Genomic DNA, 14,974 nt, shown 5'->3' on the forward strand with positions numbered 1-14,974 from the left:
GGCGTAGCCGAACGACTCGTTCATCGACTTGGTCGAGCCGCCGAAGCGGTACTTGTAGCCGGCCGGCCAGTTGACCCCATCCAGCGCGGCCTTGACGTCGCGCGCGACTTCGCCAGCCGAGCGCCCGGCCACGTTGGCGGTCAGCTCGACCTCGCGGTTCAGGTCGCGCCGGCTGATCTGGTTGGCGCCGGTGGTGGGCACCAGCTCGGCGATCTGGCGCAGCGGCACCATCTTCGGCGAGTCATCGGCATTGGCGTGGCTGCTGGCGATCATCAGCGCGCTGAGGTCGGCCATGCCGGTGCGCGCGTCCTTCGGCAGGCGCACGCGCACGTCGTAATTCTCGTCGTCGGGCGCGCGCCAGGAGCTGATGGCATCGCCGGCCAGCAGCGGGCGCAGCGCATTGCCGATCTGCGCCACGCCCACGCCCAGGTCCGAGGCCAGCTCGCGCCGGATGCGGACTTCGATGGTGGGGCGGTCGTCCTTCATGCTCGAATCCAGGTCGGTCAGGCCGGGAATCGCCGCCATGCGCGCGCTGGCTTCGCGCGACAGGCGTCGCAGTTCGTCGAGGTCGTCGCCCTGGATCGATACCTGGATCGCCTTTTGCCCGCCGGCGCCGTCGGGCATGCCGACCATGGTCAGCGTGATGCCGGCAATGCCGGCCAGGCGCTGGCGGATCAGCGGGTTGAGCTGCGCGGTGGTCAGGGTGCGCGCGCGCCGCTCGGTCAGGCGCACCGACACCAGCGCGTTGTTGCGGCCCGAGGCGTTGCCCGAGTTGATGGTGGCGTAGGTGTAGGCCACTTCGGGGAAGGCCTTCAGCGCGGCTTCGACCTGCCGCACCTTGGCTTCGGTGACGTCGAGCGGGGTGCCGACCGGCGTGGTGAAGCCGACCTGGGTCTCGCCCAGGTCGGCATTGGGCACGAACTCGGTGCCGATCAGCGGCACCAGCGCAAAGCTGCCGAAGAAGGTCGTGGCGGCGATGACGGCGGTCGCCAGGCGATGCTTCAGCGCCCAGCCCAGCATGCCGGCGTAGCCGTCGCCGAGCCGGTCCATCCTGGCCGAGAACCAGTCCAGCAGCCGTCCCACCGTGCGTCCGTACCAGCTGGCCTTGTTGCCGGTACCGTGCAGGTCGGGGTCATGCCAGACCGAGGACAGCATCGGGTCCAGCGTGAACGAGACGAACATCGAGATTAGCACCGCCGCCACCACGGTGATGCCGAACTGGTGGAAGAAGCGCCCGATGATGCCGCCCATGAAGCCCACCGGCAGGAACACCGCGACGATCGAGAAGGTGGTGGCCAGCACCGCCAGCCCGATCTCGTTGGTGCCGTCCAGCGCCGCGCTGCGGTGGTCCTTGCCCATCAGGTTGTGGCGCACGATGTTCTCGCGCACCACGATGGCATCGTCGATCAGCAGGCCCACGCACAGCGACAGCGCCATCAGCGTGATCACGTTGAGGGTGAAGCCGCACAGGTACATCACGCCGAAGGTGCCGATCAGCGCGATCGGCAGCGTCAGCCCGGTAATCACCGTGCTGCGCCACGAGCCGAGAAACAGGAACACGATCGCCACGGTCAGGAAGGCGCCTTCCAGCAAGGTCGAGCGCACTTCCTTCACGCTGCTGCGGATGCCGCGCGCGGTGTCGTTGACCACATTCAGCTGCACGCCGGCGGGCACCAGCTTGCGCACCTCGTCGGTCATGCGCACCAGGCCGTCGACGGTATCGACCGTGTTCTGGCCCTGCGCCTTCACCACCGACAGGAACAGCGCGCGCTTGCCGTCGAGCAATGCCAGGCTTTCCTGTTCTTCCTGGCCGTCGCGCACGTCGGCGATCTCGCCCAGCGTCACCGGCTGGCCGGCGCGGCGCGCGACGATGATCTGCCGGAACGCATCCGGCGTGGGCACGCGGCCCTTGATCTGCACCACGGTCTCGGTCGCCGCGGAACGCAGTTCGCCCGCGGGCAATTCCTGGTTCTCGTTGCGGATCGCGTTCATCACCTGGTCGACGCCGATGCCCAGCGCTTCCAGCTGCGCCGGACGGATGCGGATCTCGACCTCGCGCCTGGTGCCGCCGACGAGATTAATCGCGCCCACGCCGCGTACGGTTTCCAGCCGCTTGCGCACGATCTGGTCGGCGATGGTGGTCAGCTCGCGCTGGCCGCGGCCGGCGCCCGGCGCGTTGGACACCGACAGGTAGAAGATCGGCGCGTCGGACGGGTCATAGCGCAGCACGCGCGGTTCCTTGACCTCGTCGCGGAACTGCGGGCGGATCAGCGCGATCTTGTCGCGCACGTCCTGCGCGGCCTGGCCGACATCGACGCTCAGGTCGAACTTGATCACGACGACCGAAGTGCCCTGGTAGGAGTGCGAAAAGATCTCGTCGATGCCGGAGATGGTATTGACGATCTCCTCGACCTTGCGCGTGACGTCGGACTCGACCGACTCCGGCGCGGCGCCTGGGTATTCGGTCTGCACCACCACCACCGGGAAGGTGATGTCCGGGAACTGGTCAACCGGCAGCCGCTGGTACGAGAATAGCCCCACCACGATGAAGGCCATCATCATCATGGTGGCCAGCACCGGGTTGCGGATCGACAGGCGGGTGAACCACATGGGGCGCGTCCTCTATGCTGTCAGGTCTTGACGAGCCTGACCTGGCTGCCGCTGCGCAGCGTGCCCAGGTTGTTGCGCACGATCTCGGCGCCGGCGTCGAGGCCGGCGACGATTTCGACCATGCCGCCGGCTTCGTCGCGCAGGCCGAGTTGCACCGGGCGTTCCGCCAGCGTGTCGCGCTCGATGGCATAGACGAAGGCGCGCTCGCCCTCGGTGCGCACCGCCGACACCGGCACCGCCACCACCGCGGCGCGCTGGCCCAGCACCAGCGCGCCGCGCGCGAACATGCCGGCGCGCAGTTTCTGGTCGGCATTGTCGACGCGCACATAGACCATGATGCTGCGCGTGCCCTCGCTGACCGCCGGGTTGATGCGCACCAGCTTGCCGGCAAAGCCGCCGGCGCCTTCCACTTCCAGCGCCACCGGCTGGCCCACCGCGGCGCGCGCCACCTCGGCCATCGGGATCGGCGCTTCCAGCTCCAGCACGCGCAGGTCGACCACATCGACCAGGCGCGTATCCGGCGACACCTTCTCGCCAGGCTGCACCGCGCGCGCGGCCACCATACCGTCGAGCGGCGCCTTGACCACGGTGTCGGCCAGCGCCTTCTGCGCCACCGCCAGCCCGCCTTGGGCAGCGTCGAGGTTGGCGCGCGTCACCGCCAGGTCGGACTGGTACTTGTCGAAGGCGGTCTGCGAGATAAAGCCCTTGCCGACCAGTTCGCGGTTGCGTTCCCAGGTCTGGCGCGAATTCTCGAACTGGCCGCGCGCGGCCAGCATCTGCCCGCGCGCCTGCGCGGCCCGGGCCTCGTATTCGGCCGGGTCGATGCGCACGATGACCTGGCCGGCGCGCACCGGTTCGCCCTCGCGCACCAGCACCTGCTTCACCTCACCGGAGACCTTGGCCTTGACCGAGGCCTGGTTCAGCGCGCGCAGGCTGCCCGACAGTGGTAGCGACAACTGCAGGTCCTGGCGCGCCACTTGAACCAAGTCTGTCTGCAGGAATTCGACGCCGCTGGCCTCCTCAGGTTCAAATATCCGATGCGAACTTCTAGCGGTGCGCACGTAGGTCACAATGCCCAGCACTAAAAAAGTGCAGCCAATAGTGACTAGGAGGTTCTTTCGTTTCATGTCGGCCTTTTGGACGGTTACTGGCTTTGGCGGCAACCCCTTACCCATCCTTCAAGGCTTGCCCGAACATATCGTCGCGGAAATACTCTGCGACACCTCGGGACTTCTTTTGCGTCACTCACGCTCAGTCCCTTACCAAAGGGGTGATCACGATAAGCACCCGCCAGCACACCGCTCTTAGGCCTGCGACTTGGTACCCCCAACGAGAACGCACAACGGTGCAAGCCCGGTGAATTTAATGACCCGCTATACACAGAACCTCTCATTCCAAATTATCTGCCGCACCATAATAATCTGTCCGTCAGTCAGACCCGAATTGCGCGTAGGGATTCTCTGATAGATCATCAATCTGATGGCGCACGGTAAAGCGCAACCTTTTAGGGCTGTCGAGCGCCGAGTATAGAAGGTTCTCATTAACGCGCAATCCCTCGTAGGTACTTCCGTATGCTTCCTTTGTGCTGGAATTGGCTTTCAAGTGGCCGGCCTGCTCAATCACCTCCCATTCGTGACGCAGGGCAAGATCGGACCCGACCGCAAGAGGCCGGGATCACTAGAACCTATGAGGAATCGCCGGAATACATGTAGCCACAACGCACATCCTTGCGGCCGCGGCCCGCCCACAACGCGGGCGAACCGAATTCAATCTGGACACAATATGAATGCCCACGTCAGAGACGGATCCCTTCGTTGCCAACAACTCGCGGCCGGCTTCACACTACCACAGCATTGAGTTGCTTTTCAGGTTGCAGGCCGCAACGTGTGGCTTGGCCCGAGGGCGAGAGCCGCACGCTGTCGCTCTATCCGATGCTGTCAGCAAGGTCATGCATTGCGAGGAGTGCGCGGCGCGGTGTCATCAGACTCACAGACGTTAGTTCGCCGAGTCAGGGATCTGCCGCTGTTCGAGTACCGCGTTGTGCCGCACTTCCCGCGGCGTGGGGTGTGGTGCGGCCAGTGCGGCGGCCCCCGGCTTGAACGGCTGGAATAGCTCGGGCGCGATCAACGCGTCCCACAGCCCGGCTGGCACAAGCTGCGGCCATTTGCTTACGCAGCTGCACGGTGCAGGCCGTGGGCGCCTTCTACGAACTGGGCTGGCGTACCGTCAAATCCATCGACAAGGCACGCCTGCGCGAGCCTGTGGTCGACCAATCCCTTATCTGGCTACGGACGATTCACCCTGCGCAAGCGACATCGCTACACCACAGTGGTCATCGATCCGATCGGACGTGCTCCGGATCGGAAAGGGCCACTCGCGCGAGACGGCATCAACGTTCCTCGAGCAACTCCTAACCGGACGCGGCCAAGCGCGTCGCGGCAGTCGCCCATCGACATGACGACCGCGTACGAGCTGGGCTTCGGAAGCGCCTATGACCTGTTCCAACGTCGTGGCCAAGTACGGGCGCGAGGCCCTTGGCCGGGTTCGCGTCGACCAGGCCAATCGCCTGCGGCACGATCACAGTACCAGGCGGGTGCTCAAGTCCACGCGCTGGCTGCTGCTGCGCAACCCGCAGAATCAGAGTGCCCCTCAGGAGGTACATCCGCTGCCGGCAGCCGTTAAACACGGAGGGGATCAGCAACACGATTAAGGTCATCAAGCGCCATGTCTACTGCTACCCAGACCAGGAGTATTTCTTCCTCAAAATCCGCGGGGCCTTCCCCGGAATTCCTCGTTGAACCAAACAAAATGCCTAAACAGGACGGCAACCTTGGCATGTTTGTCGAAATGGTGTTGCCATGGTTTCGCGGTCACCAATGTAGCAGCAAAAGTCTGCTTTACGACAAAATCGTCGTCTTTCCAACCAATAGTCGCCGCCATTGATCATATAGCGACATACCAATAAATAAAGTAAAGAGTGCCTTTACTATATAAGCAAACGGATCATTGCTAATTGTCTCGATCAAAATGCGCACAGCCTATCGAGACCCAGCCAAAGCCCGCAGCCAGTACCGAAGGCCCGAATAGTCCACTCATGCCGGGCGCGTTGAAGGTCCACGCCACCCCTCATAGACATTCAACGGCCCACGATCGGCTTGTCATTTCCTTCGAAGTCCCCGCTCTCAATCAATCCATTGAGTTGTGAGCATTTATGTGTTTAGGTTTGGCACGCATGTTGCTCTATGTACTTGCGGCGCGTCGATGTGGAAATTTACCTAATGCCACATAATTTCGCTGCATTTGGACCACAAATCACACCAAAAATACGGAACATATTATTAGCCTGGAGATCAATAACTTGGACAAATCAAACTCCTCCATGAGGATTTTCCCAGACGCCGCCCCCTTCAAAAACACAAAAGCGAAAACATTAATCGCACTCAGAGCAGCCGCCTCTAAATTCGACGTTTATCCGCTTCATCGTGTGACGCATGCACAATGGAGCACAAGTTCCACAAAGATTGTCAAATTAATAAAAATTTCTTTCGGAATATCGGATCCTCTAGCAGTTAGATCTAGCGCAGCATCCGAGGATAGTCTGGAGCAATCCAAAGCCGGCCAGTACCTTTCTGTATTAAATGTCCGTACCGATGAGCAACTGATTCAAGCAATAGATGATGTGTTCTCTTCGTACGGCACCCTATTGCCATCCGACGAGGTGTTCGTCCAACCGATGGCCAAAGATATCGCGGTAAGTGGCGTTGTCATGACATGCGACCCTGAATCTGGCCTTCCATACTATATTGTTAGCTACGATGAGAGCGGCGATACTACAGTTGTGACTTCTGGTGGAAACGGCACCCGCACTTACATATTTGTACCGGGCCACGATGCACCGGAGCCTCTCCGGCGTTTGGTGCCAGCAATAGAAGAAGTGATCGAAATTGTTGGCATTAAAGAGGTAGATATCGAATTCGGGATCTCGAATAATGGAACCGTGGTGATCTTCCAGGTACGGCCCATAACAGCCCCGCGGAGATGTGGATACAGCGCAGGCCACCTTGCCATGCTTCTCCAATCACTGAATGGCGTTGAAGCGTCGATTGAGGACGTCAACAGCTTCAATAACCGCCAGGGACTCGTAGGGGAAGTTCTTGGAGTCATGCCGGATGTGAACCCCGCCGAGTTGATAGGAACTAAGCCACGGCCATTGGCCGCCTCCCTCTTTCGTCACCTGTTCACTAATACCGCGTGGGCTTCCGCGCGGGCAAATTTCGGGTACCGAGATTTGCGCGCAGTTCCCCTAATGCATATGATTGGCGGCACACCATATGTTTCTGTATCAGCAAGCGTCGCCTCTTTTCTACCGGCCGCATTGCCCAATTCCATAGCAAAAAAAATCATCACCGATGCTCAACGCAATTTAATTCTTAAGCCAGAGCTTCATGACAAAATAGAATTTCGCGTTGTTCCAACTTGCCTCAAACCAAGAATGAGGGACGGTCATTGGCGCGAGCTATTCCCAAGCCTTTCTGAGAACGAATGGGCATCGTACCTAGACCTGCTACGTGCTTTAACGAACCGCATTATCACTGGCGATGACCTCTTTGATCGTGCTAGACACGGCATCGAAGCGTTAGAATCCACTGCAAAATTTACAAATTGGAATGAGGACCACGGATTGCTTGATGTCCTGTCGCTGATCGAAAAAGTGCACGTGCATGGCACAGTGCTATTCTCTGAGATTGCGAGAGCGGCCTTCGTAGCGACGGACATTCTCAAGTCATTAGAGTCTGAGAAATTGCTTCGCCCGGGGTTCCTGGATGCCGTCGTGCGCGCCTCCGACTCCGTTGCAGCCCAACTAGTAAACGATTTTTTTGCACTACAGCCTGCAGAATTTTTAAATTTGCACGGCCATATTCGCCCTGGCACATACGAGATCACCGTTCCTCGATACGACGATCCTATTAGTAAATACTTCGACTGGATGAATCGCACCATCAAAGAGGAGACGACAGAAGTATCCGCCATTGACTTAGCTCTGTCACCTGCCCAGATATCGGCCCTTTCTTCCGAGTTCGATCGAACCGGCTACGCTTTCGATTGGCCGATATTTGAAGCCTTTGCAATGAAGGCGATTCAGGGCCGTGAACGCGTCAAACATTCTTTTAGCCGTCTAATTTCGGACGCCTTGGAGATGCTCGCACTCGTTGGAGCAAATCTTGGTCTTAGCAGAGACGATCTGTCGTTCCTTACGATGCCCGACATTGCATTCTCTTTAGAGATTCGCTCCAATCCTTCGACCTTTCTGCGGTCTGCAGTCGAGAGAAATCGACAGCACTGGGAAACAACCAGATATCTCCGCCTTCCTGATCTTTTGTGCTCCCCAAAAGACATCTTCGGCTTCCATGTCTTCCACTCCCGCCCGAGCTTCATCACCGCGCTCACAGTTGAGGGGCTTGTGACGGATGTACATGGTTCGTCGTTCAAGGACAGCATCGTTTTTATGGAAAATGCTGACCCCGGTTTTGACTGGATATTCACGCACGGCGTCAAGGGATTTATCACGAAGTACGGTGGCGAAAATTCACATATGTCAATCAGAGCGCGTGAACTTGGTGTTCCCGCCGTTATCGGCGCCGGCAGCCGCTTTGAGCAATGGCGGAACGCACGCGTTATTCGACTCGAATGTGCAGCTCAACGCGTCCAAGTTCTCAGTTAAGCTATGGAAATGGAAGCGATGTCTGAACACGGAGTACGGCGATGCCCTCGCCGCATTAGAACGCTCCCACGAGCGGCCTTATCGAAACTCGTGAAGACCTCATAGCCAAGTTGCTTCGCTTGGCCCTCGGCAGGCACACTGATCACGGCCCGCCGAGGGGCGGTCAGCCCTTCGACTCCATATTCCAGGATGATTTCGCGCAACAGGTCGCCCTGATGCTCTCATAGGGTAGGAGGTAACCAGCGTGATAAATCCGATACCATGATCGAACTTACTCAGCAAGGCGAACGGTCAATACAATTGTAATCGCTAGGTGATGTCAGGCTCATGTTGACATCATGAGCGTCGCCAACTGAGGTGCCCGTTTGATTTGGAAGCGCGTGAAAATAAACAAATCGATGGCGGCGATGATCACTCAGCCGTTATATGAGGGATTCTAGTCAGGCACGGGGTCAAGCCCATAAACACTTGGAAACTCATATGTGTCCCGCCGTTCTCAATACGGGCTCCCGAAGCGGTTAGATTTATCGAAAACTTCATAGAATGGAGAATCACCTCACCGGAACTGGTCAATACTTGGCATATCCCCCACGCTGACTTCGATCACCGTCGGTACACTCGTCGTTGAGATGGCCCGACGTAATGCGAACCGCAGTCCTTCGGGAGAGTCCGTTCGGAACGCTTGTGCACCAAAGCTTTCCGACAAACGGCAGAAATCTGGATTTCGAAGATCAGTTGCTATAATTCTACCGCCGTAGTCGTTGACTTGCATCTGGCGGACATTTCCAAAACAGTTGTTATTGAAAAGCAGAACGATCAGAGAAATCTTATGCTGTACAGCAGTGGCTAGCTCTTGAACGGCAAACATGAACCCGCCGTCCCCCGTAATAGAAACCACGGGTACGTTTGGCTTTGCAACCTTCACTCCGAGCGCAGTCGGAAAGCCATATCCGAGTGTCCCCTGATAGCCGGTAGATATGTAAGTGCGGGGACTGTATACAGGATAAACGATGCGACTCGCAAAGCCAACCTGGGTTAATTCGTCTACAAATATTCCATGTTCACCTATTTCTTCACGGATAACCTTCAGATAGCTCAATTGTGGTTCGAGCACCGCTGAACGCGCTTCCCATGCGGCTTTGACTTCCATCAATGCAGTTTCTCGTGGACGTCGAACGGCATTGTATTCTTCAAGCCTTCTCAGCAAGAGTGGCAAGGCTTGCTCTGCCCGAGCCGTAATTTCGCACTTCGGCGTAAAAAATCTACGATGTGTGGTCGGGTCAACGTCAATGCGAATAATATCCGGCCGATGTGTCCGAATCCATTTTTTTGCTGGTATTCGCATGTTGGTACCGATGGCCAGAACAACATCGGTTTTTCCCCAAAGGTCCTTCGCGGCAGGCAGGTGCAGGGAGAGATAGCTACGGGCATCCACAACCCCCATACCGGTACGATATGCCACGACCGGTGCCTGTAAGACCTCCGCTAACTGCCGGACCAATGTGCTCGCGCCTTGCGCACCGCTTCCGACAAATATCATTGGAGCAACAGAGGCACCTAGCACTTTGGCGACCTCTTCGATAGCTTCCTCGTCCAGAGGAGGTTCATAGGGAGTCCGTAGTTTGAGTTGGGGATCGGCGGGAGCCGTGCTGGCTAACACGTCCATTGGAATCTCCAGCCCAACTGGTCGAGGTCGACCCGAAAGCATCTGGTGAAAGGCTTCACCGATCAAGATCGGAATCTCCGATGGGGTGTGAGCAGTTGCTACCCATTTGCTAAGGGAACGCAAGATTGAGAGCTGATCATTAATTTCATGCAATTCACCCCAACCTCTTCCTATTGCCGCTGAGTTTATCTGACCGGTCAAACACATCAGCTTTGCGTTAAGTGCGTACGCCGTTGAGATCGCGGCGGTTGAATTGAGAAGGCCTGGCCCCGGAACAACGTTGAATACCGTGGGCAAATCGCTGACCAGAGCATGACCGAGTCCCATATATGCCGCACCTTGCTCATGTCGAGTGTGAATTATCCGGAATTTTTCTCGATGATCGAAAAATGCATTATAGAGCCAATCGTTCTGCATGCCAGGTAGACCGAATACCGTCCTTATTCCGAGGTTATGCAAAGAAAGAACTGCTGCCTCACCACCCGTCATAGCTCTCATAGTCTTCAGCCCTCCAGAAGCGTATCCAATAATGCGAGTAATCTCGTGTTGTCACCTGGTGCACCGACCGTGATTCTTATGCAGTGCGGCAGATCGAATGCGGGACGTACCATGACCCCGTTCCCAACCAAGAGCCCTGCCAGTTCCTCAGCGTTGAAGCCTTTGGGACAGCGAACCATGAGAAAGTTTGCCTGGCTTGGTGTCACCTCCAGATTCAGGGCTTTTAGCCCGGTCGCGAGCCTGAGCCGCTCGGCATGGTTGTTATCGACGGTGCGCTGCAAGTGAACCCTATCCCCCAAAGCGGCAATTGCAGCATCCATTCCTGCTGCGCTTAGGTGAAAATTTCGTTTCCGCTTCTTCACACTCTGAGCTATCCGTTGCGGCGCGATCCCATAACCGATGCGCATACCAGCCAAACCATAAGCCTTGGAAAAGCTATGAACAATCACGACATTTTGATCGTCGAGGACATGCCGTATAGCATCAGGAAGGCCTTCTTCTGTAGCAAATTGATAATACACCTCATCATATATTACGGTGACATCATCCGGAATTTTTCCCAACACTGTACCCAACACACTTTCCCCAAACCAGGTCCCGGTCGGATTATTTGGATTACAAAGATATAGCAACCTGGTATCCTTGTTTATCCTGCGTAGGATTGCATCGACGTCCAAGCGGAAATCCGATCCAATCAGCGGTACTCTGTCTATCTCGCATCCCTTATTTGCAAGAGATTTTGAATATTCACTAAAACACGGCGGACATATGATGGCACGTTGACCAGGCTTAATCAGCGCATCTTCCACTAAAGACAGTACTTCGACACCGCTGTTTGCCGAGAAAAATTGCGCGCTTGTAAGGCCTCTACCATGAAAGGCAGCTAGGGCGTCGCAGAGCTTTTTGTCGGTGCGTTCTGGATAGCGATTCGCAGAGGCAATTGCTAGTTTCGCGGCATCAACTGCTTTGGGTGATGGGCCAAATGGGTTCTCGTTTGAGGAGAGTTTCGTAATCTGCATTATTTCTTCGTCCGCCATCATTTCATCAAATGATTTACCATTTATAATAGTGAAATAGGAGATATTTCACTATTTCAGCGCTGGATACCCGATAACGACTCGGAAAAGTGGACTAATCTTTCCTCCGCTGGATTGAACTTCCCCCTCGATAATTCATGAGCATTATGTTCGCGGAAGTGCCTTGTGTGTGCCGTGTGTCCACACGAAATTGATTCGTCCGCTTGATGCCGGATGAGTTCAAGCTCAATGGAGAATATCACTCAACATACGACTAAGAATATGGCAAGGCATAATCAACGAGGCTTGCGCAAAGGGCCTCCTTTATTTGCGGCGATGCTGGATACCGCTACACTTCCTTATCCCATGCCCCCTCGGGATGCACTAAAATTTCTACACTTCTTAGCTTGACCCTAGCCGCTTTCTTTTCAAGCCAAGTCTTTATTGTAATTGCTCGGTGCGAGGTCGGTAAAATGATCCGTTTTCAAGACGCCATGAAGTTATTTCATGGAACGAACATTTACTGATATTTTTACGGACTATCTTCGTCAGGATAGCCGTACGCGCGAACCCTGCTGACCTTGAGATATTGTGGTTGCCTCGATCAGGGGCCAGCGGTCAGGCGTTGTCGATCGCCGGCATAAAGGAACCGGGCATCTTCGGCGTAATGGAGCCAGGCGGAGTCGCCTGGATCGGGCTCGAACGGGGTCTCAAGAATGGCGCGGACGGCGGCATGCCCCAGTGCCTGGGCCAAGTGGCTCTTGCCGGTACCGCACGGTCCGGCGATCAAGATGCAGGCCTTCTCCTCAATGTAGCGGCCGGTGGCCAGGTCATAGACAGTCGCCCGGTTCAAGTTTGGCAGGCGGTCGAAGTCGAAGCCCTCCAGGGTCTTCTCCCCGCGGAAGCTGGCGCGGCGCACGCGTTGGCTGAGTTTCTTCTGGTCCCGGCGAGCCAGTTCGTAGTGGACAAGCAAGGCGAGGAAGTCGGTGTGGGCCAACTGACGCTCGACGGCTTCGCGATTGCGTACTTCCAGCGTGTCGAGAACGCCAGACAGGCGCAGTTGCTTGAGGGCGGAGGAGAGTTCGGGGATCGGATTCATGGGATTCAATGAAGAAGCAGCGTCTGGGTGTCGCGGCAGAAGCGGCCGCCTTGGGCGTAGGTGGTGGCCAGCGTGCTGACCGTGGGCGCTGGTTCGAGATCCAGCCCCCTTGGCCAGAATCTGCTTGACCGCGCCGTAGTTGGGCGTGCCGAAGTGGTTGGCCCGCCGGCAGGCGGCTTCCAGCCGTTCGTCGCTGCATTGCTGTGCGAACCGCAACAGGCCTTGGACAGCACGCAACTTGATCAGAACTCGATCGCCGAACAGCACGCGCACCAGAGCGGAACAGGACGGACCGATGCGCTTGGCCTCGCGCAAGCACCACTGGACATCGTGCAATTGCCAAGCCTGTGCCTCGGGTGGCAGATGGTCGGTGACGGGACTGCGGGCGCCGAGCGCACCCTGTCGCAAGTGAGTAGCAAGCAGGATGTATTCCTCATACAGATGCACCATCGTCGCCGTAGCCTTGAGCCACACGACTTGCCGGCCAGACGGAACGGCGCCGAGTAATAAGCCCGCTCGAACTGAACGTGACCATCCCGGTGTGCCGTGGATGCGAGTGCCGGCCTCGGCCATGACCCAGGCGCGCACCTGGCGGTTGGCATCGGCGAGGTCGCGGAAGTCGCGCAGCGGCCCGAAGCTGTTCTTTACGTACTTGACTCCCGATTCCACGATACCCTTCTTCTGTAAGCGGTCTTTTAAGGGCGTCCCTTCCGGCCGCCGGCGGTATCCGAAGACGGTTGAGGGCTTGAGCCTCCAGGGCAGCAGAGCCTCGTAGTCGTCGGCTGTCTGTGCGTGTGGCAACGCCTTGAACAAGGCAACGAGATACTGATACGAATCGACGTCGTTGGCCTTGCAGGTTTCCACCAGCGAGTAAAGACTTGCGCTGGCGTTGGCACCGGCCACGGTGTCGCAGAAGAGGAAGTTTCTCCGTCCGATCACGAATGGCCTAATCGCGTTCTCGCAGGGATTGTTCGAGATCGGCCAGGTTCCGTTCTCGATGTAGCGCACGAGCTTTGGCCACTGCCCATGCAGGTAGTGCAGCGCCTTGCCGAACAGGCTTTGCGGCAGCACGGTATGCAGATGTTGCAGCAGCATTGTTTCGATCTCGGCCAGCAGCGGCTGGCTTTGTTCGGCGCGAACCTGCTGCCGTTGTTCCGGCTTCATCTTGAGCGTGTGGCTTTCGATGGCAAACAGCTTGCCGATGCGCTGCAGGGATCCGGTGACCGGGTGGTCGGGGCGCTTGTCCTTGGGCAAGGCTTGCTCCGCCTCGACCAGGTAGCGGCGCGCGTGTGCCCAGCATCCGAGATGCACCAACTGATAGGTGTTTGAGACGTCGTCGTATGGTGCATAGCCGTCGGTCATCAACACCGCCCCAGGCTTGATACCGGCATAGAGAGCCGTAGCCTGCTTTGTCTCGCGTGTCGGGCTATAGGCAAACAACCGTACCGGCGGCCCCGTGCCATTCATCTGCGCCCATAGGAAGCTCTTTCTCTGGGCAGGCCTGCCGGGCTCCTTGAGCACCTGTACCGTTGTCTCGTCACCGTACACGACGTCTGCTTCCAGCAGATGGTCGCGCAGCAGGTTGACGACTGGCTGCACCGCTTGGCCTACTCGCACTATGCTTGCGGCCAGGGTGCCGCGAGAGAGGTCCCCGCCGAAGCGATGCAGCAGCGCTGCCTGGCGGTACAGCGGCAGGCCATCCTGATACTTCGAGGTGATGCACCAGGCCAGCGCCGATTCGGTAAGGAGTCCCTTGGGAATAATGCGCGCCGGTGCCGGCGTTGTCTTGATGCCGCCGTCGCAGCATGGGCAGGCGTACTTGACCCGCTGGTGCTGGATCACGCGGACCTGCTGCGGCACGATGTCGAGCTGTTCGCTGACCTCGACGCCAATCTCGACCAGAGTCTGGCCATCGAGGGGGCTGACGCGTTCCGACTCGGGTAGTTCGTGACGAACCTCGACACGGGGCAGCGCCGGATGGAGCGGCTTGCGGCCACGCTTCTTGCGTTTGTGTCCGGCCACTTCGGTCTCGGGCGTACCTTCTTCTTCCTGCGCTGGCTGCGCGGCCGCCGCCAAGGCTTCGGCTTCATTGAGGAACAAGTCCTTCTGCTCCGAACCTCGCGCCTCGCTCTTGGCGGCGAACAGCTTACGCTGGAACGCCTTGAGCTGTTCCAAGAGCAGGTCTCGCTGGACCGTCATCACACGCAGCTCGCCCTTGATTGCCTCGCGTTCCGCGAGTATTGCCTTGAGTTCGCGTTCGGCATCGCGCAACAATTGCAGCTCGGCGGCGGTAACGGTGACGGGCGTGGATGGCATGGCGGGTTAGACCGCTGCCGCCAAGCAGCGTTCACGCAGCGCGATGG

6 protein-coding genes and 1 pseudogene are annotated in these 14,974 nt (G+C 58.0%); 2 read left to right on the plus strand and 5 right to left on the minus strand.

Annotation, left to right across the window (positions count from 1 at the left end; translation table 11 throughout):
• Together MKD50_RS29300 and MKD50_RS29305 are read right to left on the minus strand one after the other, a co-directional pair.
• On the minus strand, positions 1-2,610 hold a 2,610-nt coding region (locus MKD50_RS29300), incomplete at its 3' end, for an efflux RND transporter permease subunit (protein WP_252669712.1).
• Between the two features lie 20 nt (positions 2,611-2,630).
• Positions 2,631-3,737: an efflux RND transporter periplasmic adaptor subunit gene (locus tag MKD50_RS29305; protein ID WP_012354701.1), complete on the minus strand. Its 1,107-nt coding sequence runs from the start codon at positions 3,735-3,737 to the stop codon at positions 2,631-2,633.
• A 687-nt stretch (positions 3,738-4,424) separates the two neighbouring features.
• Here MKD50_RS29305 and MKD50_RS29310 point away from each other — a divergent pair.
• Positions 4,425-5,408: pseudogene (locus tag MKD50_RS29310) on the plus strand (transposase).
• 560 nt (positions 5,409-5,968) lie between these two features.
• Entirely contained in the window at positions 5,969-8,332 is a 2,364-nt protein-coding gene (locus MKD50_RS29315) for a PEP/pyruvate-binding domain-containing protein (RefSeq protein WP_197714832.1), read from the plus strand.
• 556 nt (positions 8,333-8,888) lie between these two features.
• On the opposite strand, the gene MKD50_RS29320 is transcribed toward MKD50_RS29315, so the two are convergent.
• From MKD50_RS29320 to tnpC, 3 genes are all read right to left on the minus strand, one after another.
• Positions 8,889-10,496 (minus strand): thiamine pyrophosphate-dependent enzyme, encoded by a 1,608-nt coding sequence (locus tag MKD50_RS29320; RefSeq protein ID WP_041232866.1) that lies wholly within the window; start codon positions 10,494-10,496, stop codon positions 8,889-8,891.
• 5 nt (positions 10,497-10,501) lie between these two features.
• The gene (locus MKD50_RS29325) at positions 10,502-11,536 is read right to left on the minus strand and encodes a pyridoxal phosphate-dependent aminotransferase (RefSeq protein WP_012354696.1); all 1,035 of its coding nucleotides are present in this window, start codon (positions 11,534-11,536) and stop codon (positions 10,502-10,504) included.
• A 580-nt stretch (positions 11,537-12,116) separates the two neighbouring features.
• Entirely contained in the window at positions 12,117-14,927 is a 2,811-nt protein-coding gene (gene tnpC / locus MKD50_RS30770; RefSeq protein ID WP_012354695.1) for an IS66 family transposase, read from the minus strand.
• Positions 14,928-14,974: the final 47 nt, after the last annotated feature.

Source organism: Cupriavidus mimosae (assembly GCF_023952485.1).
In the GTDB taxonomy this organism is placed as follows: Bacteria; Pseudomonadota; Gammaproteobacteria; order Burkholderiales; family Burkholderiaceae; genus Cupriavidus; species Cupriavidus taiwanensis_C.

What these genes read in the sequence shown, in the direction of transcription:
- MKD50_RS29305 (WP_012354701.1), bottom strand. Translation starts at nt 3,737, where the DNA reads ATGAAACGAAAGAACCTCCTAGTCACTATTGGCTGCACTTTTTTAGTG.
- MKD50_RS29320 (WP_041232866.1), bottom strand. Translation starts at nt 10,496, where the DNA reads ATGAGAGCTATGACGGGTGGTGAGGCAGCAGTTCTTTCTTTGCATAAC.
- MKD50_RS29325 (WP_012354696.1), bottom strand. Translation starts at nt 11,536, where the DNA reads ATGATGGCGGACGAAGAAATAATGCAGATTACGAAACTCTCCTCAAAC.
- tnpC (WP_012354695.1), bottom strand. Translation starts at nt 14,927, where the DNA reads ATGCCATCCACGCCCGTCACCGTTACCGCCGCCGAGCTGCAATTGTTG.